The sequence below is a fragment of the Mycolicibacterium peregrinum genome (assembly GCF_001665625.1).
Classification (GTDB): domain Bacteria; phylum Actinomycetota; class Actinomycetes; order Mycobacteriales; family Mycobacteriaceae; genus Mycobacterium; species Mycobacterium peregrinum_B.
The window spans coordinates 1-23,452 of record NZ_LZSY01000040.1 but is presented as its reverse complement, the minus strand read 5'-3'; the positions used below and the strand labels follow the sequence as shown (position 1 = coordinate 23,452).

The 23,452-nt window shown below is 67.2% G+C and carries 15 protein-coding genes and 1 pseudogene; 11 read left to right on the top strand and 5 right to left on the bottom strand.

Annotated features, from left to right (window positions below; genetic code table 11):
• The 3 genes from mmpL3 to trmB form a co-directional block, all read right to left on the bottom strand.
• Positions 1–2,755: trehalose monomycolate exporter MmpL3 (gene mmpL3 / locus A5779_RS05690; protein ID WP_064879808.1), on the bottom strand; the 2,755-nt coding region annotated here is incomplete at its 3' end.
• 78 nt (positions 2,756–2,833) lie between these two features.
• Positions 2,834–3,550 (bottom strand): NYN domain-containing protein, encoded by a 717-nt coding sequence (locus A5779_RS05685; protein ID WP_064879806.1) that lies wholly within the window; start codon positions 3,548–3,550, stop codon positions 2,834–2,836.
• Positions 3,547–4,344, bottom strand: a complete 798-nt coding sequence (trmB, locus tag A5779_RS05680) for a tRNA (guanosine(46)-N7)-methyltransferase TrmB (protein ID WP_064879822.1) — start codon at positions 4,342–4,344, stop codon at positions 3,547–3,549. Before trmB ends, A5779_RS05685 begins: the two co-directional genes overlap by 4 nt.
• Before the next feature lie 209 nt (positions 4,345–4,553).
• On the opposite strand from trmB, the gene A5779_RS05675 reads away from it, so the two are divergent.
• From A5779_RS05675 to A5779_RS05665, 3 genes are all read left to right on the top strand, one after another.
• Positions 4,554–5,471 carry a P-loop NTPase family protein gene (locus tag A5779_RS05675; RefSeq protein WP_110776916.1) on the top strand — a complete coding sequence of 306 codons (918 nt, stop codon included), beginning with the start codon at positions 4,554–4,556 and terminating at the stop codon, positions 5,469–5,471.
• On the top strand, positions 5,468–6,997 hold the full coding sequence (locus tag A5779_RS05670; RefSeq protein ID WP_207549032.1) for a hypothetical protein: 1,530 nt from the start codon (positions 5,468–5,470) through the stop codon (positions 6,995–6,997). Before A5779_RS05675 ends, A5779_RS05670 begins: the two co-directional genes overlap by 4 nt.
• A 156-nt stretch (positions 6,998–7,153) precedes the next feature.
• A complete protein-coding gene (locus tag A5779_RS05665; RefSeq protein WP_064879804.1) occupies positions 7,154–8,983 on the top strand; it encodes a phosphoenolpyruvate carboxykinase (GTP) in 1,830 nt (609 codons plus the stop codon).
• 86 nt (positions 8,984–9,069) lie between these two features.
• Here A5779_RS05665 and A5779_RS05660 read toward each other — a convergent pair whose 3' ends face one another.
• A complete protein-coding gene (locus A5779_RS05660; protein WP_064879818.1) occupies positions 9,070–12,102 on the bottom strand; it encodes an MMPL/RND family transporter in 3,033 nt (1,010 codons plus the stop codon).
• A 76-nt stretch (positions 12,103–12,178) separates the two neighbouring features.
• Here A5779_RS05660 and A5779_RS05655 point away from each other — a divergent pair, with 76 nt between their 5' ends.
• Positions 12,179–12,748, top strand: a complete 570-nt coding sequence (locus A5779_RS05655; protein WP_082941545.1) for a TetR/AcrR family transcriptional regulator — start codon at positions 12,179–12,181, stop codon at positions 12,746–12,748.
• Positions 12,749–12,794: 46 nt separating this feature from the next.
• Here the strand turns inward: A5779_RS05655 and A5779_RS05650 are convergent, their stop codons facing one another.
• Entirely contained in the window at positions 12,795–15,446 is a 2,652-nt protein-coding gene (locus tag A5779_RS05650; RefSeq protein ID WP_064879802.1) for an ATP-binding protein, read from the bottom strand.
• Between the two features lie 225 nt (positions 15,447–15,671).
• Here A5779_RS05650 and fadD4 point away from each other — a divergent pair, with 225 nt between their 5' ends.
• The 7 genes and pseudogenes from fadD4 to A5779_RS05615 all read left to right on the top strand — a co-directional run.
• Positions 15,672–17,222, top strand: a complete 1,551-nt coding sequence (fadD4, locus tag A5779_RS05645; protein WP_064879800.1) for a fatty-acid--CoA ligase FadD4 — start codon at positions 15,672–15,674, stop codon at positions 17,220–17,222.
• Complete coding sequence (locus tag A5779_RS05640; protein WP_064879814.1) at positions 17,222–18,121, top strand: enoyl-CoA hydratase/isomerase family protein; 900 nt, start codon at positions 17,222–17,224, stop codon at positions 18,119–18,121. The genes fadD4 and A5779_RS05640 overlap by 1 nt, the downstream gene beginning before the upstream one ends.
• A gap of 136 nt (positions 18,122–18,257) precedes the next feature.
• Positions 18,258–19,160, top strand: coding sequence for a hotdog family protein (locus tag A5779_RS05635; RefSeq protein WP_236734657.1), 903 nt, complete (start codon positions 18,258–18,260; stop codon positions 19,158–19,160).
• Entirely contained in the window at positions 19,160–20,272 is a 1,113-nt protein-coding gene (locus A5779_RS05630; RefSeq protein WP_064879798.1) for a CoA transferase, read from the top strand. The genes A5779_RS05635 and A5779_RS05630 overlap by 1 nt, the downstream gene beginning before the upstream one ends.
• Positions 20,266–21,543 carry an amidohydrolase family protein gene (locus A5779_RS05625; RefSeq protein WP_064879796.1) on the top strand — a complete coding sequence of 426 codons (1,278 nt, stop codon included), beginning with the start codon at positions 20,266–20,268 and terminating at the stop codon, positions 21,541–21,543. Before A5779_RS05630 ends, A5779_RS05625 begins: the two co-directional genes overlap by 7 nt.
• Complete coding sequence (locus tag A5779_RS05620) at positions 21,540–22,706, top strand: MFS transporter (RefSeq protein WP_082941544.1); 1,167 nt, start codon at positions 21,540–21,542, stop codon at positions 22,704–22,706. The genes A5779_RS05625 and A5779_RS05620 overlap by 4 nt, the downstream gene beginning before the upstream one ends.
• Positions 22,672–23,376: pseudogene (locus A5779_RS05615) on the top strand (aminotransferase class I/II-fold pyridoxal phosphate-dependent enzyme); the annotation flags it as partial. The gene A5779_RS05620 and the pseudogene A5779_RS05615, both read left to right, overlap by 35 nt.
• Positions 23,377–23,452 lie beyond the last annotated feature (76 nt).

Below are 23,452 nucleotides of genomic sequence, written 5' to 3'. Positions count from 1 at the left end.
GCTCGGGGGGGGGCGGCGGGGTGCCGTTGGACGGACCACCCTTGGCCGGGCCGCCACGCAATGCACCCAGCCACGACTCGATCTCGCGATCTTCGCGCTGCGGAGGTCCCGCCGGACCTCCGGCAGGCCGTCCCGCCGGCGGCTGCGGGGTGCGCTCTGTGTTGGCGTTGGTGTTGCCGGTCGCGGTGTTGACCGTGTTGACGGCCGTGTTCACCGCGTTGCGCACGGCGTTACGGGCCATGGCGAACCGGGTGGTGGACGGCTCCTGGCTGGGCTGCGGTGGCTGCTGCTCGGGTTGCCGCTGCGGCGGGGTGATACGGGCGGTGCCCGCAGCCGAGGGGGCGTTGGTCCGAGGCATCAGCGGGCGCATCGGTTCGGCCGCCGGGTGCGTCGGATCGTGGGGCCGCGGTGGTGCCGGCAGGGCACCGGCACCGGCCAGTGCGCGGGGGTCCTCGCCGGAGTCCTGCGCCATCGGGCGCTTGCGCTCGTCGGGCAGTTCGGTCTCACCGAGGCCGAGCTTCTCCTGGATGCGTTTCATCCAGTGCGGAGCCCACCAGCAATCGTCGCCGAGCAGCTTCATGATGGCCGGCACCAGGAACATACGGATGACCGTGGCGTCCAACAGAAGTGCGATGAGCAGACCGAACGCCAGGTACTTCATCATCACCAGGTCGGAGAAGGCGAACGCACCGGCCACCACCGCCAGCACCAGGGCGGCACCGGTGATGAGGCGACCGGTGGTCGCGGTACCGATGCGGATGGCCTCGGCGGTCGACATGCCGCGTTCTCGGGCCTCCACCATGCGGGAGACCAGGAACACCTCGTAGTCGGTGGACAGACCCCAGATCACCGCGATGATCAGACCGATCATCGGTGCCATCAGTGGCTGTGGCGTGTAGTTCAATATCCCTGACCCGTGGCCGTCGACGAACATCCAGGTCAGGATGCCCATCGTCGAACCGAGCGTCAGGGCACTCATCAACGCGGCCTTGACCGGTAGCACGATCGATCCGAACGCCAGGAACATCAGCACCGTGGTGGTGATGACCAGGATCGTCACCATCAGCGGCAATCTGGAGAACAGACTGTGGATCGAGTCCTGTTCCAGGGCGGGGGTGCCACCAACGAACACGTCGATGCCATGTGGGGGCTGCAGGGCCCGGAGGTCCGAAATGTTCGTCGCCGCGTCGCCACGGTTGACCAGGCCGTTCTGGATCACCCGGACCGACTTGTCCTTCGAACCGCTGTCGGTGGCCGCGCGTTCCTTCCACATGGCGTCCGGATTGTTGTCCGGATCGGTGAAGCCCGAGACGGTCATCGCCTTGGCCCGCATGTCGGCGATCTGGGCGTCGGTGATCGGCTCACCGTCCTGGCGCTGCATCACCAGGGTGATCTGTTCGGTGCGGAACCCGGGGAAGAGCTTGTCGAACTGCTCCTGCGACTGGCGCACCGCGTTGTCCGGCGGCAGGTACTTCTCGCTGATACCCGCGAGCGTGAGCGAGCCGATCGGAAGGACCAGCAGGGTCATCACGACCAAGATCGGGGTGGCGAAGGCGATGGGCCGTTTCATCACGATGTTGACCAGTCGGCCCCAGAACCCTTGCTCGACTTCTTCGCGGGTCTTGGTCTTCTGGGTCTTCTCGGCGAACCAGTCGATGATCCGGCGGGAGAACGGCCAGTTGGCCAGGAACGGGATCTTCAGCAGCGTGGTGACGCCCAGGGCGTCGACGCGGGGTCCGAGGATGGCCAGGACGGCCGGCAGCACCGTGATCGACAGGAATGCCGCCAACATGACCGAGGCGATGATCGCGTAGGTGATCGACTTCAGGAACCCGAGCGGGATCAGCAGCAGTGGCAGCGAGGACGCCACGATGATCACCGCGGAGAACGCCACGGTTCGGCCGGAGGTCATCACCGATCTTCGTACTGCGGCCTCGGTGTCATAACCCTCGGCGAGTTCCTCTCGGAACCGGCTCACGATGAACAGGCCGTAGTCGATGGCGATACCGAAGCCCATCATCGTCACGACGGGCTGGGCGAAGAAGTGCACCGGTCCGAATTCGGCGGTGAACCGCAGAATGCCCAGCGCACCGCCGATGGTCAGGCCGCCGATGATCGCGGGGAGGGCGGCGGCAACCGCACCGCCGAAGACGAAGAACAGCACGACTGCCACCAAGGGCACGATCGCGAGCTCGGCCCGTTTCTGGTCGGTGCCGATGGTGCCGGTCAGTTCGCTGGCCAGCGGGTTGAGGCCGGCGAGTTTGATGTCGCCGCCGTTGACCTGTTGCAGATCGGGTTCGACGGCCTGGTAGTTCTTCAGGATCGCGTCGTCGTCGTCGCCCTTGAGGGGGACGCTGATGAAGGTGTGACGTCCGTCCTCGGTCTTCATCGCGGCGAGCGAGGCGACGTCAGGCGCCTTCAGCCAGCCGACCCAACCCTGGACCTGGTCCGGGTGGTCGGCGACGACTTTGTCGAGTTCTTCCGTGACCGTCTTCTGCCACGCCTTGTCGGTGACCTTTTTGTCATCCGGCGGCGTCAGGATCGCGACAACGTGGCTGGTTCGATCGCGGCCGTAGACCTCGTCGCCCAACAGCGACGCCTGGACCGACTGGCTGCCCTCGTCGTAGAAACCACTCTGGGTGACGTGCTCTCCGAGACTGGCGCCGTAGACGCCGCCACCTAGGCACAGCGCCACCATGACACCGATGACGATGTACCTGAACTGGTACACCGTTCGACCCCACCAGGCGAACACTTAGGCTCCTAACGCTTTAACATTTCGCTTCAAAACTTGTGGTGACCCGCGCATGGCTTCGACGAAGGTCTTCAGTTGTCATACCCGTGCGGTCAGTAGCGAGGACAGCGGCCGGAACGGCTGCAGCCATGCTCCCTGCTCGGGCAGCGAGTCCAGGCCGATCCGTGGCAACGGTTCCCGGAACACACCAGGAATGTCCTCCAGGTCGACAAACTCCAAGGTATCCGACGCTAACGCCCAGCTCGCATGTTCGCGAAATCCGAGCACCTGCACCGGGGTGCCCTCACGGGCTATTTCTTCGAGTGGATGCCGGAACGCCTGTCCGTCAGCCGAGGCAACCAGAACTGCTGCCAGTCCCTCGCTGCGACGCAGGGCGATGTGGTCGAGCATGTCGCTGTCGACATCGCTGTCGTCGTCGATCTTCGGTTTTGCGAAGACGGCGAAACCCACGTTACGCAACGCTTCCACCCATGGGCGCACCACATCGGCGCTACCTGGGGCGATGTTGGTGAAGACAGTGGCTTCGGGTTCCAGCGAGACATCTCCGTCATCGCCGCTTTCGGCGACCAGATCAGAGGCGTACGCGAGCAACCAGCGCCCCAACGCGTCGAAGCGGGGACGATGCGCGGCCGTCGGGCGGCCACCCAGGATCGCGCCAAGCCCCATGTCGAGATTCGGCGCATCCCACACCAGCAACACGCGGCGTGCGGGCGTGCCGTCCGGCGTGTCGGAACCTGCGCTCGATCGGGCCTCTACCTGCGCGGTGTCGTCGTGCATGTCTTCGGTCACACTCATGGCAGTTTCTCCCACACCAGCTCGGTGACGTCGGGACCGGCCAATGCCTTGCGCTCGTACTTGGTGACCGGACGCTCGACCGAGACGGGCAGGGCCGCGCCTGGCTCGACCCGGCGCAACCGGGGCTCGGCGTCGCCGACCTCGGCGATGTGCTCGGCATATCCCGCGTGATCGGTGGCCGCATGAAGGATTCCGCCGGGACGCAACCGGTCGGCGATCAGGGCCACCGTGGCCGGCTGCAGCAGGCGGCGCTTGTGGTGGCGGGCCTTGGGCCAGGGATCCGGGAAGTACACCCGGACGGCGGTCAGGGCCCCGCTGGTGAACATGTGCTCGAGCACGTCGACGCCGTCCCCCCGGACCAGGCGGATATTGGTGACGGGGGCCGACGTCTGGTTGGTGCGGTCGATAGCGCTCAGTAGTTGGGCCAGGCCCTTGCGGTAGACCTCGACCGCGACGACATCGAAATCGGGCTCGGCCTGGGCCATGGCCAGAGTGGAGGTACCGGTGCCGGAGCCGATCTCCAGGATCAGCGGGGCCGAGCGGCCGAACCAGACCGTGGTGTCGAGGTCGACGACCGGTTGCGAGTCCTCGTCACGGGCCTGGATGCCGAGCTCGGGCCACAGCCGCTCCCAGGTTTGTTGCTGGGCGGGCGACAGCGTCGACCGCCGGGTGCGGAAGCTGGTCACCCGGGGAAAACGGTGCGGCTGGGCAGGCGGCACGTCGGCCGCCTCATCTGCCGACGCCGGCCCACCGACGTCGGACCTGGACGGGTGCATCCGTCCATGGTCTCTTATCGGGGGCGGTGTGCCCGCATCGTGGTAGAGATTGATACCCAACAGTTGCCTCCAGCTGCCAGGGCTCAAACATCTGTTCGCGAGTCCGTCCGGGTCATGTCACGATTTTTCGTGAGGCACCGGGGTTGCGCCCGTCACCGCGTAGGGAAGGCCGCCAGATTTTCGCAGACGAGCTCACACGCTTTGCCGACCGTGACGGCGATGCGCGGTTGGCGGAGATCGTTGCGCGGGTGACGGCTCCCCTGACGGTGGGTGTGCGGGGACGTCGAGGCGTCGGCGTGAGCACAGTGGAGGACGCACTTGCCGGCGCAGGTCTGGAGATCGCCGAAAGCGGCGACGTCACGGTCGTCGTCATCGCGGAGGTGCTCAAACCCGAGGATGAGGCCCTGCTCGCAGCGTTGAACCGGGCGGGACGCCCGACGCTCGTCGTCCTCAACAAGGCCGACCTGGCCGGGTCCGGACCCGGCGGTCCTATCGCGACCGCCCGTCACCGGTCCAGACGTCTGCAGGAGTTGGCCGGAGTGCCGGTGACGCCGATGATCGCGCTGCTGAGCCGATCGGTCCTGCCGGAGCCGCTGGTAGACGCACTCCGACTGCTGGCGGCCGAACCCGCGGACCTGACGTCGGTGGACGCCTTCGTCTCTGTTCCGCACCGGGTGGACGGGCCGGTGCGCGCCGAGCTCCTGAACCGTCTCGACCGGTTCGGGATCGCGCACACCACGCTGGCGCTGAGCCGTGGCGCAACCGCCGAGAGCTTGCCGAAGTTGTTGCGGCGGCTCAGTGGGGTCGACCGGGTGGTCGCGGACATCGATACTGCGGCCGCTTCGGTCCGGTACCAACGGGTGCGGTGGGCGCTGGCTGAGCTGCGCGCGGTCGGCGGTCCGGCCGTGGGCCGCTTCCTGGCGGCCGACGAGACGGTGATCGCGCTGATGGCCGCGGCAGTGGACGTGGTGCAGGCCGATGGGCTGACGGTGGATCCCGGCGCCGGCCGTGACGCCCACCTGTGCCGGGCCCGGCACTGGCGGCGCTACCGTGACGGTCCGGTGAATGCCCTGCACCGTAGTTGTGGCGACGACATTGTGCGAGGGTCACTGAGACTGTTGGGTGCGGCGGGTAAGGAACGATGACCGACGTGGGTACGGCCCGGGACGAGGCCGTGGCGGATGCGGTGGCGGCGGCTGACGCCGTGGTGGCGGCGATCGATCCCGGCCTGAACTCGCCGGGGGTGGAGACCCGCGACGCGGTGCTGGTGGCCGGTCCGTGGTTGGCCGGATCGACCAGCGTGATGGCGGCGTTACGGGAGCGGATGCCGCAGACCACGTTCGTGGAATCCACCGAACTGGTCGCCGGTGAGGCGCCGGCGGCCGTCGTCTTCGTAGTTTCGGCGGCCGCCCCGATCACCGAATCCGACTGTGCCCTGGTTGATTTGGCGTCACGCTACACCGACCTGGTGATCGGTGTGGTGTCCAAGATCGATGCCTACCGCGACTGGCGCGACGTACGCGACGCAGACGCGGCGATCCTGAGTGGACGCGACGAGCGCTACGAGCGCATGCCCTGGGTGGGGGTTTCGGCGGCACCCGATCTCGGCGAACCGCAACTCGACGAACTCGTCGACCTGCTGTCCGGCCGGTTGGTCGATCCCGATATGGCTCGCCGGAACAGGTTGCGCGCCTGGGAAACTCGCCTGGAAGCAGTGATCGGCCGCTACGAGGCCGACGGGTCGGGGGCGGACCGCCAGGCGCGGGTGGATGTGCTGCGGGAGCGTCGCGCAGAGGTGGCCCGGGCCCGGAGGCTGACCCGCACCGAACGCAGCATCGCGCTGCGCAGTCAGATGCAGCAGGCCCGGGTTCAACTCGGCTACTTCGCCCGTAATCGCTGCAATTCGGTTCGCACCGAACTGCAGGAGGATGTCGCAGGCATCAGCCGTCGCCGGATCGCGACGTTCGAGGAGTACGCCCGTCAGCGCGCAGGCGAGGTTGTCGGCGAGGTCGACGAGGGCATCACCGCACACCTACGCGGCGTCGCGACAGAACTGGAGCTGGCCCTGCCCGAGCTGCCGGCTCAGCCGGCGGTAGCTGGATTGCCGGCTCAGCCGGCGGTGACTGGATTGCCGGCTCAGCCGGCGGTGCCCCACCTGCCGCCGCCACCGCTGAAATCCCGCACACCCGAGACCCGGCTGATGCTGGTTCTGGGTGCGGGGTTCGGACTGGGCGTCGCGGTGGCGGTCAGCCGGCTGCTGGTCGGTGCGGCGCCGCGGCTGGCCGTGGCCGGACTCGTGGTCGGCGCGGTGGTGGGACTGCTCCTGGCGGTCTGGGTGGTCGGCACCCGCGCGCTGTTGCACGACCGGGCGGTGCTGGATCGTTGGGTCGGCGAGATCACCACGACGCTGCGTTCGGCGGTGGAACAACTCGTCGCCACGCGGGTGCTCGCTGCGGAATCCGCACTTACCACCGAGCAGGCGGCCCGGGAGGAAGCCGACAGCGCCGCGGCGGCGGAGAAGACCGCCGCGATGGACGCCGAACTGCGGGAACATGCCATCGCCACCGCGCGGGCGGCGGCTCAGCGGGACCGGCGGATCCCGCCACTACAGCGCGCGCTGGACGCGGTCCGGGCCGATTTGTACGGCAACAGCGATGCTACTGACGAGTAACCAGCTGATAACGTTGATCTGAATCGTTCCTGTGAGTGATCGGACATACCACTGGTTCACCGTGGGTATGTCACCCGCGTTAACCTCTACCCAAGGGGTAGCCGTGATCGCGTCGTGACGCGGGTTGGGTTACACAAACCTACGCAGGAGAATTTGATGACCTCAGCGACCATTCCGGGTCTGGACACCGCACCGACGAAACATCAGGGACTGCTGGCCTGGGTTCAGGAGGTCGCAGAGTTGACTCAGCCTGACCGGGTGGTTTTCGCCGACGGGTCCGCCGAGGAGTACGACCGTCTGGCGGCCCACCTGGTCGAGGCGGGCACTTTCCAGAAGCTGAACGAAGAGAAGCAGCCGAACTCGTACCTGGCGCTCTCCGATCCGTCCGACGTCGCCCGCGTCGAATCACGCACCTTCATCTGCTCCGAGCGCGAGATCGATGCCGGCCCCACCAACAACTGGATGGATCCCACCGAGATGCGCGGGATCCTGGCCGACCTCTACCGCGGTTCGATGCGCGGCCGCACCATGTATGTGGTGCCGTTCTGCATGGGTCCGCTCGACGCCGAGGATCCCAAGCTCGGCGTGGAGATCACCGACTCCGAGTACGTCGTGGTCTCGATGCGCACCATGACCCGCATGGGCCAGGCCGCGCTCGACAAGATCGGTGACGACGGCTTCTTCGTCAAGGCGCTGCATTCGATCGGTGCACCGCTGGAGCCCGGTCAGAAGGATGTGCCGTGGCCGTGCAACGACACGAAGTACATCACCCACTTCCCGGAGACCCGCGAGATCATGAGCTTCGGCTCGGGTTACGGCGGTAACGCGCTGCTGGGCAAAAAGTGCTACTCGCTGCGCATCGCCTCGGCCATGGCGCATGACGAGGGCTGGCTCGCCGAGCACATGCTGATCGTCAAGCTGATCTCCCCGGAGAACAAGGCCTACTTCATCGCCGCGGCGTTCCCGTCGGCTTGTGGCAAGACCAACCTCGCGATGCTGCAGCCCACCATTCCCGGCTGGCGTGCCGAGACCGTCGGTGATGACATCGCCTGGATGCGGTTCGGCAAGGACGGCCGCCTCTACGCCGTCAACCCGGAGTTCGGTTTCTTCGGCGTCGCGCCCGGCACCAACTGGGATTCGAACCCGAACGCGATGAAGACGATTGCCGCGGGCAACACCGTCTTCACCAACGTCGCCAAGACCGACGACAACGACGTGTGGTGGGAAGGCCTGGAGGGCGAGCCCGACCACCTGATCGACTGGAAGGGCCAGGACTGGAACCTGCGCGAGGCGGAAACCAAAGCGGCGCACCCGAACTCGCGCTACTGCACCCCGATCTCCCAGTGCCCGACGCTGGCGCCGGAGTGGGACGACCCGCAGGGTGTGCCGATCTCGGCCATCCTGTTCGGTGGGCGTCGCAAGACTACGGTCCCGCTGGTGACCCAGGCCCGCGACTGGCAGCACGGCGTGTTCATCGGAGCCACTCTGGGTTCCGAGCAGACCGCCGCGGCCGAGGGCAAGGTCGGTACCGTGCGCCGCGACCCGATGGCCATGCTGCCGTTCCTGGGCTACAACGTCGGTGACTACTTCCAGCACTGGATCAACATCGGCAAGAACGCCGACGAGTCCAAGATGCCCGCGGTCTTCTTCGTGAACTGGTTCCGCCGTGGCGACGACGGCCGCTTCTTGTGGCCGGGCTTCGGTGAGAACAGCCGCGTGCTGAAGTGGGCCGTCGAGCGCATCGAGCACAAGGCCGACGGCAAGAGCACGCCGATCGGCATCGTGCCGACCGCGGCGGACCTGGACCTGTCCGGGCTCGACGTGGATCCCGCCGACGTGGACGAGGCCCTGGCCGTCAACGCCGAGGAGTGGAAGGCCGAGCTCCCGCTGATCGAAGAGTGGTTCGAGTTCGTCGGCGAGAAGCTGCCCACCGGCATCAAGGACGAGTTCGACGCTCTCAAGCACCGCCTGAGCGAAGAGGCCTAACCCTTTCCAGAACCGACTGGCCAGTTATTGCACGCAAGTTGCGAAAAAGCGTGCGATAACTGGCCTTTCGGCTGTCTAGGCGGGGGTCACGCGCGGGCCGGCCACCACATGCGCTCTCCCAGCAGGCTCATCGCGGCCGGAACCAGGTAGGTCCGCACCACGGTGATGTCGAGTAGCAGGCCGATGCCGATGGTGGATCCGATCTGCACCAGGTTGAGCACCGTCCCGCTGGTCAGGGCGAACATCGTGATCGCGAAAACCACTCCGGCGGTGGTGATCACGCTGCCGGTGCTGCCGAATCCTCGGATGATGCCGCTGGTCACTCCGCTGTGGGATTCCTCGCGGATCCGGGCGGCGAACAACATGCTGTAGTCGGCGCCGACGGCGACCAGGGCCATGAACGCCACCGGGAACACCGACCAGTCCAGGCTGATGCCGATCAGGTGTTGCCAGATCAGGGTCGACATTCCGGCCGCGGCGCCGAAGGACAGCACGACCGCGGCGATCATCAACACGGGCGCCACCAGGCTGCGCAGCATCACGATCAGTACCAGCAGCACGGCTGCCACCGCGACGACACCGAAAAGTGCGAAATCGCGCCAGGTTTGGTCGAGGTGGCGTTGGGACAGCGAAGCCAGGCCGGTCGAATTGATCTGGGCGTGCTCCAGCACGGTTCCCGTTGCGGCATTGTTCGCCGCTGCGATGACATCCGGCACCGCGCCCATGGCCTCGGCGCCGTACGGGTTGACCGACCAGACCACCATCATGCGGGCGCTGCGGCCGTCTGGGGAGATGAGCATTCGTTCACCTGCGGTGAACCGTCGGTCCGCGCGGCCCTCCTCGGGCAGGTAGAAACCCCGGCCCGCGCCGGTGCTCGTGTCGGCGGACATCCGATGAAGGAAGTCCGACGCGCGGTTGAGCCCCGCACTGAGTTCGGTGGTCAGCGCCATCATGGTGTCAGTGCCGGACTTGACCTGGCCCAGCCCGGTGGTGAGTTGGCCCAGACCGGTTGACAGTTCGTTGATTCCGGACATCAGCCGGTTGAGATCACCCCGCGTCTGCTCGGGCGTGCGGGTGCCCAGCTGGTCGAGCATGGTCCGCAGGCCTTTGATGCCCGCGCGAAGGTCGGGCAGCGTTTCCAGCGCGGTGCTCACCGGGCGCTCGGGGACCAGCGGGGCGGCGAGCGTCAATCCGGTGATCGCGAGCTGCGCCTTCCCGCCGGTGGCCGCGTTGAGGTCGGCGAATGCCTGCCGTGCGCGCATGCAGTCCGCTGCGCAGTCGGGGCCGGGGTCGGCTGCCGTGAGTGGGTCGAACACCGCGTGTACGGCTGCCGTGGGAACGGTCAATTTGTCACGGGTGGCATCGATCTCGTTCACCGCACCTTCCAGTGCGTCGGTGGCGCCGGACATGGTGCGCACGACCGCGGACACATCGAGCGATCCGTCAGAGACGGTGTCGACCACCCGGTTCGCGGATTCCAGGGTGCCGAGCAGGTTCCGGGTGAGCGTGACGAGATCGTGGGCGCCCTTGGCGAGTTCGGGCAGCCTTTCGGCGGCGCCGGCGGAGCCGTCGTGCAGCTGGGTGACCCCTGAGGCCAGGCGTTTCAGCTGCGGTATGGCCTGTTCGACGCGATTGTGGGCGTCCGCCAGACCGGCGCCGACTTGCGCGGTTTGAGACCCGATGGCCGTCTCGGGCAAGGGTTTTCCCTCGGGCCGGGTGATCGAGCGGACGTAGGCGACCTGGGGAAGGTTGCCGATGGACATGGCGATCAGGTCCAGCGCGGCCAGGTCATTGGTGTTGCGCATGTCGTGGTCAGCCCGGATGGTGACGAATTCCGGGGCTGCCTCGTTGACGCCCCAATGGCGGTAGACGGCCTCGTAGCCTCGCTTGCTGTCGGTGGCGCGCAACTGCATGGCGTTCTCGTCGATGTTCGGTTCGAACGTGAACAGCACTGAACTGGTGGCGAGCAGGAACGCCAACGATGCGGCGACGAGGGCCGGGGCCCGGCGGATGATGGCCGCACCGCGCTTGCGCCAGCGTCGTTCATCGAGGGGTCGGGGTTCGGCATAACCGCGCCGGCCCCACAGCGCCATGACCGCGGGGGTCAGCGTCAGACTGACCGCCGCCGCTATCGCGATCGCGAGCGCGATGGGCGGCCCGGCGGTGCGGAACATCCCGATCTTGGTGAAAATCATGGCCATTCCGGCCCCGGCAATGGTCAGGGCGGAGGCAATGACGATACCTGCGGTATGCGCGCCGGAGCGGGCCACCGCGTCGTCGACACCCAGCCCTCGTCGTCGGCCCTCGTGGTAGTTGGCCAGCAGGAAGATGCCGTAGTCCGTGGCCGCGCCCAGCACCATCGCGGTGACCAGCGCGATGGTGAAGTTCGAAACCGTCATCAGTTCGTGTCCGCCCAGCCACGATATGGCCGGCCGCGCCACGGCCAGCGAAATGCCCACGGTGAGAAGGGGAATCAGCGCGGTCAGGAGCGACCGGTAGACGGCGAGCAGTAGCAGCGTGATCAGCACGACCGATACCACGGTGATGATGGCCAGCGAGGTGTCGATGGCGGAGAACAGATCCGACAGTGTCGGTGCGGCGCCCGTGAAATGTACGTCGAGCCCGGCCGGGCGAGGAAGTTCTTCGACCACGGCACGGACGTTCTCGGTGGAGCGGTGCGCGCGGGTCGAGCCGACGTCCCCGGTGGTTGCCACGATCAGGTGGATGGCCTTCCCGTCGGGGCTCAGGCCGAGGTCCTCCAGTCCGCGGGTGCCGTAGGTATCGAGGACGTAGGCGACGTCGTCCTTGTCGGCCACCAGTCGCGATACCAGGTCGCGGTAGTAGTCGGTGTCGGCGGTGCCGAGGACCCGGTCGCTGGACACCACGATGCTGCCGACGGCAGTGGTGTCGGGGACGTCGAAGTCGCGCGACATCTGCCGGAGGGTTTCGGTGGTCGGACTCTCCGGGGTGAACGGCGCAGAGTGCTCGGCCACCGTTCGCTCGAGCTGGGGGATGGCCAGATTGAGCACGCCGGCCAGGGCCAGCCACGCCCCCAGGACCACCCATGCATACTTCGCGCAGACTCGGGCGAGTTTGCCGAAGATCGCCAGATTGTGCATTTCGGCATCGTAGACCAATCGGTCTACGCGGCGTCAACTAGGATGGACCGACTGGTCTATTCGGTGATGGAGAGGGGTGGCGGCGGTGGCGGGCCCGCGGGAACGTCTCATTCTGAGCGCGATCGAGTTGATGCGTGAGTACGGCGTTCACGGGACGGGCCTCAGCGATCTCCTGGAGCGCAGTAATACCGCCCGAGGCTCGATCTACCAGCACTTTCCGGCGGGAAAAACGGAACTGATGGAACAGGCGACGCTGGAGGCCGGGCGGATCATCACCGCCAGGATCGAGGAGTTGACGCAGGCCCTGCCCGCTGAGGACGTGATCGGCGCCTTCATCGAAGGCTGGAAGCACAATCTGATCGACAATGATTTCACCGGCGGATGTCCGATCGTGGCGGCCGCCCAGGCGGGGCCGGACGCCCTGGCAGTGCGCGAAGCTTCGGCAACGGTGTTTGCTGACTGGGCCAGAGTGATCGCTGCTTCGATCGAGTCCAAGGGAGTGGACGCCGCGACCGCCGTCTCACTCGGCAGCTTCATCGTCAGCTCCCTCGAAGGCGCCATCATCCAGTGCCGTAGCGCCAGGTCGCTGCAACCTCTCGACGACGCGAACACCAGCCTGACGCTGCTGTTGAGCCGGATTCTCTAGCGCTAGCAGACGCGCAGGTGCCCAAAACGGGCTGATTCCGGGGCTTTCATGTCTGGTCGGCGAGGGTCGTTCGGGCCAGGTCAATCTGTTCGAATGCATAATCGGCAATCTCGGTGGTGGTCATGGTGGCACCGGTCATCGCCAGTGATTGGTAGCGTTCCTCGCCGAGCACGTCGCGCAGATGGGCGATCGCGCCGCTGATCTCGGGAAAACTCGGGTATCCGATTGCAGCCGTGGTGAACCCCATGATGGTAGTCGCCGGCTCGTGAATGCCCAGCCGAACAAGCAGCGCCGCGAGCAACCCAAGCGTGACTCGCATGAGCTCGGTGGTTCCGGAATCGTAGTAGTGCCGGACGGTTTGGGCGATGTAACCAAACGCCTCGGCAAGCTCGCCGCGGTCGGCCGCGAGCCCCGCCAGAAGTCCCGCGATGATGGAAGTCTGCTGCCGGTCACCGCTTTCGTCGGCGATCACCAGTGCCCGGCGAAGGGCTTCGTACGCCGCAGTGGGATCGGACTCCCGCCGGGCCCAGCCGTATCCGAGCAGCGCCGCGCCCGCCAGGCTGGGATTGTCGGCGGCCGCGGCGGCCGCGAGCAGGTTCTCCGACACCGCCATTGCTTCGGCCGCGGCGCCGCAGACGGCCAGCGACACCACCATCACCGCCTCGCTGGCGGTGTGGCCGTCCGGACGCCGCGCAATGCTGGTCCGGCACCACTCAACTGCCCGCTCGGGCCGACCCGTCGTGCTGTACCCGGCGGCTACCACACACGAAAACGCGTCACCCACGTCGTCGAACTCTCCGCTGTCGATCGCCGCCCGGGCTGCGTCGGCGTATTCGTCGAAGTCGTTGAGTCGGCCCAATGCCGCACAGTTCGCAGCCCCCACGTACAACTGCGCCAGCCGCGGATGTCGTGCGGCTCTTGCGAGTGGGATCATCTCCTCGACCCAGGCGATGGGCTCCCACTGCTCGAGGAAGTACCCGAGGAAGATCGACGTCACCGCGATCGTGGCGGCGGTATCGAGGTCGCCGTGATCGGCCACCCATCGGAATGCTGCACGCAGGTTCGGTAGTTCGCCGGAGAACCATGCGTAGGACTCCCGCTGACGCGGGCTGTCCCACAGGGCAAGCACTTCGGGCTCCAGGTTTGCGAAGTAGCGCGCGTGCGCGGCGCGCACAGTTTCGCCGTCGCCTGAGCCGACGAGTTGTTCCTCGGCGAACTGGCGGATCGTCTCCAGCATCGAATAGCGGGTTCGCGCGGATGCCCGGTCGGCCACCAGCAGCGACTTGCGGACCAAGGCATCGAGGAGATCCAAGGTGATGAGTTCGTCGCCGGAACCCGATACCGCGCACGCTCCCGCCAGATCGAATCCGCCGGCGAACACTGAACACCTTGCCAGTAGGGCCTTTTCATCGCTTTGCAGGAGGTCGTAGGACCATTGCACAGCGTGGCGCAGCGTTTGGTGGCGCTCCAACCCGCGGCGTGCTCCGATGAGCAATCGGAAGCGATCATCGAGGCGGTCCCGCACCTCGGCAGCCGTCATCGACCCGGTGCGGGACGCTGCAAGCTCGATCGCCAACGGAATCCCGTCGAGCTTGCGGCAGATCTCGACTACTGCGGCGGCCTCCGCCGGTGCGGTGAACGTGGCGTACGGCGATACCGCCTGCGCCCGATCGATGAACAATGCGGCGGCGGCCGAATTGCTGCCCGCCCGGATATCCAACGACGGTACCGGCCAGAGCTGTTCGTCGTTGAGTCGTAGCCCTTCCCGGCTGGTGGCCAGGATTCCGACGGTGTCGGAATGGGCGAAGATCCGTTCGACCAGATCCGCTGTGGCATCCAGGACGTGTTCGCAATTGTCGAGCACCAGCAGCCGGGATCGGCCTTCCAACGCCACAGCGACACTGTCGGAGACGCTCAATCCTGCCTGTTGGGTGATGCCGAGCACGGCTGCGACCTCGTCAGGGACGGCCGCCGGATCACCGACTGCGGCAAGTTCGATGACGAACACCCCATCCGGGTACCTGTCTGCGGATCGTGAAGCCACTTCCAGTGCGAGTCGGGTCTTGCCGACACCGCCGACACCGGTCAACGTCACCACGCGGTGTGCTTTCAGGGTCGTGTCCAACTCATCGAGTTCGGCCGCACGGCCGATGAGGCTCGTGCTCGGCGTCCGCAGATTGCCCGGCTGGGCATCGATCGCATTCAACGGTGGGAACTCGGTGCGTAGGCCATCTGCCCGAACCTGGAACAGCTCAACAGGTTTGGTGATGTCGCGCAGCGTGCGGGTGCCAACCGAGATGAGGTTTACGTCGCTCAACATGCCGGATGTCACTCCGTCGAGCAGGATCTGTCCGCCGTGGCCGGCGGCCATGATGCGGGCCGCTCGGTTGAGCACCGGGCCGAAGTAGTCGTCGCCGCGCAATTGAGCTTCTCCGGTGGCGATACCCATTCGGACCGGCAATCCCAACTGCCGCTGCGCGGCCACCGCGGCCTCGACGGCGCCCGCTGGTGAGGTGAAGACAGCACACACCCCGTCGCCGGTGTGTTTGAACGCCTGTCCTTCATGCTCGGTTATCGTCCGATGCAGCACCTCATCGTGGACCTCGAGCGCCGCCCGCATGGCGTCACGGTCGGCCTCCCACCGTCGAGTGGATCCCTCGATATCGGTGAACAGAAACGTGAGGACTCCCGACGCCATGTCTGGGCCGTCCTCAGCGCCATTCGGTGAATCGCATCGGCGCTCCCCACGCTCGATCCGCTGGGCGTTCTGACATCGTAGGTCCGCCGCACCCGACCAGGGCCGTGATTAGCGGTGCGGGCGGCCTGAGTGCTTCTGCAGTCAAAGACCTGCTCACGGCCTGCGCGGTGGGTGTAACCCCGCCCTAATTGACACCTGTCAAGTGGCGCCCGTTACAGTGCCATCATGCAGATCCGCGAGCATGCCGAGGCCAACCCCGAAAAGCCGGCGATCATCCTCCACCCGACGGGAACCGTCGTCACCTTCGGTGAGCTCGAAGCCCGCGCGAATCGGCTGGCCCACTACTTCCGGCGGCAGGGTCTGCAAGAAGGCGATGTGGTCGCGATTCTCATGGAGAACAACGAGCACATGCACGCGGTGATGTGGGCGGCGCGCCGCAGCGGGCTGTACTACGTGCCGATCAACACGCATCTGACCGCCGCGGAGGCGGCCTACATCATCGACAACAGTGGAGCCAAGGCCATCGTCGGCTCCGCTGTCCTCAAGGACGTCCTGAGCGGTCTGGAGAAGGAGCTGCCCAACGGCTTGCCGGGCACCCTGCTGATCGCCGACGGAGCCGAATCGTCGGCGACCAGCGCCTCCGGCGAGCTCGACGGTTGGAAGCGCTACCCCGAGGCCGTCGCCGACCTGCCCGCCACCCCGATCGACGACGAGTTGGACGGCGATCTGCTGCAGTACTCGTCGGGCACGACGGGCCGGCCCAAGGGCATCAAGCGCGAACTGCCGCATGTGCCGCCGTCGGAAACCCCGGGCATGATGTCGGCGCTCGTCGGGTTCTGGATGCAACCGGACTCGGTCTATCTCAGTCCCGCGCCGCTGTACCACACGGCGCCGTCGGTGTGGTCGATGCAGACCCAGGCCGCCGGCATCACCACGGTGGTGCTCGAGAAGTTCGACGCCGAAGGTTGCCTGGAGGCGATCCAGAAGCACAAGGTCACCCAGGGACAGTTTGTGCCGGTGATGTTCACCCGCATGCTGAAACTGCCTGAGGATGTGCGTAATTCGTACGACCTGTCGAGTCTGCGGCGCGTGATGCACGCCGCCGCGCCGTGTCCGGTCGAGATCAAGAAGCAGATGATCGACTGGTGGGGTCCGATCGTCGACGAGTACTACGCCTCGTCCGAGGCCATCGGTGCGACGGTGATCTTCGCCGAGGACTGGCTGACGCACCCGGGTTCGGTCGGTAAGCCGATGAACGGTCTGGTGCACATCCTCGACGAGGACGGCAAGGAGCTGCCACCCGGTCAGGCCGGTGAGATCTTCTTCGAGGGCGGTGCCGATTTCGAGTACCTCAACGACGCCGAGAAGACCGCGTCCTCGCGGGATTCTCATGGCTGGAAGACCGTGGGCGACATCGGATATGTCGATGAGGACGGCTACCTGTACCTGACGGACCGGCGCCACCACATGATCATCTCGGGTGGGGTGAACATCTACCCGCAGGAAGCCGAGAACATGCTCGTCGTCCACCCCAAGGTGATGGATGCCGCGGTCTTCGGCATCCCGGACGACGAGATGGGGCAGAGCGTCAAGGGCGTGGTGCAGACCGTGGACCCGGCTGATGCCACCCCGGAATTCGCCGAAGAGCTGATGGGCTGGTTGCGTGAGCGGCTGACGCACTACAAGTGCCCGCGGACCATCTCGTTCGAGGCCGAGCTGCCCCGCACCGATACCGGCAAGCTGTACAAGCAGGGGCTGATAAACAAGTACTCGTGATCCACGAGCTGCCCGCGGGAATCCGGGTCGGGGTCGACACCCCGACCGATGCCGTGACGTTCACGTTGACCGAACGCCCCAGCACTGACCGGCGAGCGGTCACCGTGGAGTCGGTTCAACGGGCTCTGGACGAACTCATTGAGCGCTGCCAGACGTGGCCGCAGGCCGCCGCGGTGTGTGACGACGTGCTGCGTTCTTTCGATCCGGGCGGGCAGACCCGAGCCGGGGTGATCACTGAATCGCTGGCCTATTCAACGCTGCAGTCCGGAGGAGAGTTCGCCCGGTGGCTGGCCGATCGCGGACCGGCCACCGCGCCGCTGCTTCCCGACCCGGTGCAGGCCCACCGCGACGGGAACACCCTGCACGTCCGCTTCAACCGGCCCCAGCGGCACAACGCGTTCTCCACTGACGCCCGGGGCGCCCTGCTGGAGGCCCTCGAGGTGGCCCGGCTGGATCCGTCGGTCGACGAGGTGGTCCTCGGGGGCAATGGCCGATCCTTCTGCAGCGGAGGCGATCTGGCCGAGTTCGGCTCGTTCGACGACCCGGCGAGCGCCCACCTGGCCCGTACCCGGCACAGCCCGGCCCTGGTGCTCGATGAACTCACCGAAAGGCTGGGGCGGCGCTGCCGCGCCGAGGTGCACGGTCAGGTGCTGGGCAGCGGTCTGGAGATGGCTTCCTTCTGCGGGTGGGTCCGCTGCCACCCGGACGCCGTGATAGGACTGCCGGAACTGGCTCTGGGGCTGATTCCGGGCGCGGGCGGCACGGTGAGCATCACGCGGCGCATCGGCCGGTGGCGCACCGCGTATCTGGTGCTCTCCGGGCACACCATCGACGCCGCGACGGCCCAGGCGTGGGGCTTGGTCGATGAGGTGCGGCCCGAAACGGTGACTCCGCGGTGAGGGCGGTCCCTTCTCGCACTTCCGCGCCCTAGACGCAGGATCACCGTCGGTGAATGGCATAGTGCCAGATGTGAAACAGGGTGGTCCGTACTTCGATGACCTGGTGGTTGGCCAGGTATTCGACACCGCACCGTCGATGACGCTGACCGCCGGTGCGGCAGCGACGCACCAGGCGATCCTCGGCGACCGCTTGCGGCTGGCGCTCGATGCCGACCTCGCCACCGCGGTGACCGGCGAACCGGGGCCGCTGGCGCACCCCGGGTTGGTCTGCGATGTGGCGATCGGCCAGAGCACGCTGGTGACGCAGCGGGTCAAGGCGAACCTGTTCTACCGCGGCCTGGCGTTCCACCGCTGCCCGGTGATCGGTGACAGCCTGTACACCCGCACCGAAGTGGTTGGTCTCAAACAGAATTCGATGAAGCCGGGTCGTGCGGCCACCGGCCTGGCCGCCCTGCGGATGACGACCGTCGACCAGTTGGACCGCAAGGTTCTCGACTTCTACCGCTGTGCGATGTTGCCGCTGTCCGGCGATGACGTCGATACCGGACACGCCGACGATCTATCGGCGATCGGGGCCGATACCACCGCGCCGAACCCCACGGCAGGCTGGGATGCCGAGGCATTCCGCGCCCGGGTACCCGGGCCGCATTTCGATCCGGGCCGGTCCGGCGCGGTGCTGCACAGCACCGCAGATGTGGTCAGTAGCGCGCCGGAACTGGCCCGGCTGACCTTGAATATTGCTGCCACCCATCACGACTGGCGGGCGGGCGGTCAGCGCCTGGTGTACGGCGGACACACCATCGGGCTCGCGCTGGCCCAGGCCAACCGGTTGTTGCCCAACCTGGTGACAGTGCTGGGCTGGGAGTCCTGTGACCACACCGGTCCGGTGCACGAGGGCGACACCCTGTTCAGTGAGCTGCACGTGGAGTCGGCCGATGCCGGGGTGCTGCGGTTGCGCTCGCTGGTGTACGCGGCCGGCGGACCCGACGACCCCGATCGCCAGGTGCTGGACTGGCGGTTCAGCGCGTTGCAGTTCTGATGGCGGAGTTGGCGATTCCGAGGGCCCTGCTGAGGCAGGCCCAGGAGGTCGCCGACGGTTTCACGGCACACACCGGTGTCACGCTCGATGCCACCGAGCTGCTGACCGGACGCGCCGCACTGTTGGACATCGCGCCCCGGGGACAGATCTCGGCGGGTGGGGCGACGCATCTGTTGGCTGCTCGCGACGGATGGTGCGCCCTGACCCTCTCGCGCCCCGATGACATCGCTATGATCCCCGCACTGCTGCAGGCTGATTCGGTAGCCACCGATGCCTGGCCGGCGATCCGGAGATGGGTGGCGGAAACCAGCGCCGCGACGGTCGCCGAACGCGCTCGCCTGCTCGGATTGCCGGTCGGCGTACGGGGTGAAACCCGGCCGACGCCCCCGGTGGTGCGCCCGCTCGGCTCGGCCGGGCCCGCGTCGCTGGCCGGGGTGCTGGTGGCCGATCTGTCGTCGATGTGGGCCGGGCCGCTGTGCGGTCAGCTGCTCGTCCGGGCCGGGGCCACCGTGGTCAAGGTCGAAAGCTGGAGCCGGCCGGACGGCACCCGCGCCGGTGAGCCGGAATTCTTCGACTGGATGAACGGTGGAAAACTCTCGTACGCTACTGATTTCGACGATCCAAGTGAGCTGGCCGCACTGATCGACGTGGCCGATGTGGTGATCGAGGCCTCGCGACCGGCCGCGCTGGCCCGTCGCGGCCTGGGGCCCGACAGAGTCTCGGACAGGCCCGGGCGGATCTGGCTGCGCATCACCGGGCACGGTACCGATGGGGGCCGGGCCGACTGGGTGGCGTTCGGCGACGATGCTGCGGTGTCAGGTGGTCTGGTCGAATACCGGGACGGTGCACCGATGTTCAGCGGTGACGCCATCGCCGACCCTCTCACCGGACTGCACGCCGCTGCCGCGGTGGCGCAGTCGCGGGCACGTGGAGGCGGTGAACTGATCGAACTCTCGATGGCGGCGGTGGCTGCCGGATACCGCTCTTCGGACGATGACGCCACCCGGGTGCACGCGGTCCGTCCCACACCAGGTGCGGCAGGCCCCGAACTCGGAGCCCACAACGAGGCGGTGCGCCGGTTGGTGGCGGAACGGACCGATGCCCCATGCTGATTCGTCGTGCGACGTTGCTGGACGGAGCCGTGGTCGACATCCGGGTCGGCGAGACCATCGAGCAGGTCTCGGAGTCGCTGTCGCCCGAGCCCGGTGAAGAGGTGCTCGACGCGGCATCGGGTACCGTGATCCCAGGGCTGCACGATCACCATCTGCACGTGCATTCGGCTGCAGCCGAACAGGATTCGATCCGGGTCGGCCCAGCCGAGGTGGTCGGCGAGGCCGCACTGGCGCAGGCGCTGACGACCGCAGTGGTGGGCAGCGACGGCTGGATCCGGGCCGTCGGCTACCACGAGGCGGTGGCCGGCCCGTTGGACCGGCACATGCTGGACCGGTTGATACCGGGCACACCGGTACGGGTGCAGCATCGCAGCGGGGTGATGTGGACGGTGAATTCGCCCGGCCTCGCGGCCCTGGGATTGGGCGATCATCCCGATGGGCGGCTGCGCAGCGCGGACCCGACCTGGTCGGATGCATTGCAACGGCGTCCCACCCAGATCGCGGAGTTCAGCGCCCGCCTGGCCGGTTATGGCGTCACCGGCGTCACCGATGCGACCCCGGACCTTCAGCCGGCAGACCGCCCCATCGGGATGCGTCAGCGCGTGCACTACCTGGCACCGGGCAAGCGAATCCTGCACGATGACGGACTCGACCTGGATGAGTTGACGGCCTGGATTTCCGAGCGTCACCGTCGTGGTCAACCCGTGGCGGTGCATTGCGTGACGGCGGCCCAACTCGTCGTCACCATCGCCGCGCTACGCGCCGCGGGCAGTCACCCGGCCGACCGGATCGAGCATGCCGCGATGGTGCCCGAGGACTGTATCGACGACCTCGTCTCCCTAGGGATCACGGTGGTGACCCAACCCAATTTCGTCGCGGAGCGGGGCGACCAGTACCACGCGGATGTGCCTCGCGCCGAACACGATCAACTGTGGCGACTCGCGACGCTGCTGGCCGCCGGGGTCTCGGTGGCGCTGTCCACCGATGCGCCGTTCGGCGCCCCTGACCCATGGGCGGCCATGCGCGCTGCGGTGCACCGCCGCACCCCGCACGGTGTGGTGCTGAACCCGGTCGAACGGATCTCGGGGCGTCGTTCGTTGACGCTCTTCCTGGGCAGCGCCGGGAACCCGGCCCGGCCGCGCAGCATCGCCCCCGGCCAACCTGGCGACCTGTGCCTGCTGGCGGGCTCTCCGCAGCGCGTGGTGGATACGCTCGACGCCGATCTGGTGACCGCCACCATCATCGCCGGTGCGGTGGTGTTCCGGCGGTGACCCGCGACAGTGTGTGGCGGGTACCAGGCATGCCCGCATTGCTGGCCTGTGCCGCACTGGGATTCGCCGGCTTTTCCCTGCTGCTGCCGGTGGCCCCGATGTGGGCAGTCCGGATCGGCGCGGACAACTTCGGGGCCGGAGTGGTCAACGGCCTGCTCATGCTGTGCACCGTCATCGCGCAGTTGCTGGTCGGCCGGTTGTTGCGGCGCGCGGGATGGGCACTCACGCTGACGCTCGGGCTGGTGCTGCTGGGAGCGCCGGCACTGCTGCACCCGCTGGCCACGTCCCTGTGGCAGGTGTTGGTGCTGGCGGCGTTGCGTGGACTGGGTTTCGGCGTCCTGACGGTCTGTGGTGTCAGCGGTATCGCGGCGCTGATCCCGCAGGAGCGCCGCGGCCGGGCGATCGGCGCGTACGGGCTGGCCATCGCGGCACCGCAGTTCGTGCTCATCCCGCTGGCGCCGTGGCTGGCCGAGCATGTGGGCTATCAGCTGGTGTTCGTGCTGGCCGCCGCCCCGCTCCTGGGGCTACCGCTGGCTTTCGCCCGCCCGGCACCGATCCTGTCCCACGAGGCACACTCCGATCGGCTGCACGGTATCGGAGGACTGGTCGGACCGATCGCCGCACTCGTGGTGATCACCGCGGGCGGCGGCGGAATCCTGACCTTCGCCCCGCAACTGGGTGGCGCCACCACCGCATTCGCGGCGCTGCTCGGAATGACCGGGACGGCCGCGCTGGCCCGGTGGTGGATCGGGGGTGTCGCCGATCGTCACGGCCCGGCGAGATTCATCGCCCCGATGCTGGGAATCGGTGCGGTCGGCCTTGCGGTGATCGCGATCGGGATCGGTGTCGGCTCGACCGCCGGCGCAGCCGGCGTGATCTTCGGCTGTGTCCTGCTCGGGATCGCCTACGGGGCCCTGCAGAACCTCACTCTGGTGCAGGCGTTCGCCGCGACCGGTGAGCACGCGCGCGGTGCGGTCAGCGTGGCCTGGAATGTCGGGTTCGACACCGGTACCGGTCTCGGCTCTCTGGCTGTCGGGGCGCTGGCCACCTCCTTCTCCTTCACGACGGCATTCGCGGTGATGACAACCGCGTGTGTGGCGGTTGGGCTGATGTGGGTACTCACCCGCCATGACGGGCAATCAGGCCGCGGCGCCGCTGCTTGACGCGCTGCACGAGTACCACGCTTCCCACCGGTACGGGTTCTCGCCGCCGGGGCATCGCCAGGGCCGCGGGGTCGATCGGCGGGTGCTGCAGGTACTGGGTCGAGAGCCGTTCTTCAGCGATGTGCTGGCCAGTGGCGGTCTCGATGACCGGCGGATGAGCAATGGCTATCTGAAGCAGGCGGAGGACCTGATGGCCGAGGCCGTGGGAGCGCGGGTGGCCTGGTTCTCGACGTGCGGCAGTTCGCTGTCGGTCAAGGCCGCCATGATGGCGGTAGCCGGGTGCGACGGCAGCCTCATGCTCAGCCGGGACAGCCACAAGTCGGTGGTCGCCGGCCTGATCTTCTCGGGTCTGGTGCCCCGCTGGATCACCCCGCAGTGGGACGCCGAACGCCACCTCTCACACCCGCCGTCACCTCAACAGGTCGAGGAGGCCTGGCAGCGGCACCCGGATGCGTCCGCCGCACTGATCGTCAGCCCCAGCCCGTACGGCACCTGCGCCGATATCGAGGGCATCGCTCAGGTCTGCCACCGACGGGGCAAGCCGCTGATCGTCGATGAGGCGTGGGGCGCGCATCTGCCCTTCCACGAGGATCTACCGACGTGGGCGATGAACGCGGGTGCCGACGTTTGCGTGGTCAGTGTGCACAAGATGGGCGCCGGTTTCGAGCAGTTATCTGGGGTCAGATTCTGATGTTTACTGTTGTTCCCGCTGAGGCGATCTGATCTAGTCGGGCCTGATCGGAAAC

Coding starts and splice junctions, on each gene's coding strand:
- A5779_RS05685 (WP_064879806.1), bottom strand. CDS start 3,550: ATGAGTGTGACCGAAGACATGCACGACGACACCGCGCAGGTAGAGGCC.
- A5779_RS05670 (WP_207549032.1), top strand. CDS start 5,468: ATGACCGACGTGGGTACGGCCCGGGACGAGGCCGTGGCGGATGCGGTG.
- A5779_RS05630 (WP_064879798.1), top strand. CDS start 19,160: ATGGCGGAGTTGGCGATTCCGAGGGCCCTGCTGAGGCAGGCCCAGGAG.
- fadD4 (WP_064879800.1), top strand. CDS start 15,672: ATGCAGATCCGCGAGCATGCCGAGGCCAACCCCGAAAAGCCGGCGATC.
- A5779_RS05625 (WP_064879796.1), top strand. CDS start 20,266: ATGCTGATTCGTCGTGCGACGTTGCTGGACGGAGCCGTGGTCGACATC.
- A5779_RS05665 (WP_064879804.1), top strand. CDS start 7,154: ATGACCTCAGCGACCATTCCGGGTCTGGACACCGCACCGACGAAACAT.
- A5779_RS05660 (WP_064879818.1), bottom strand. CDS start 12,102: ATGCACAATCTGGCGATCTTCGGCAAACTCGCCCGAGTCTGCGCGAAG.
- A5779_RS05635 (WP_236734657.1), top strand. CDS start 18,258: ATGACGCTGACCGCCGGTGCGGCAGCGACGCACCAGGCGATCCTCGGC.
- A5779_RS05650 (WP_064879802.1), bottom strand. CDS start 15,446: ATGGCGTCGGGAGTCCTCACGTTTCTGTTCACCGATATCGAGGGATCC.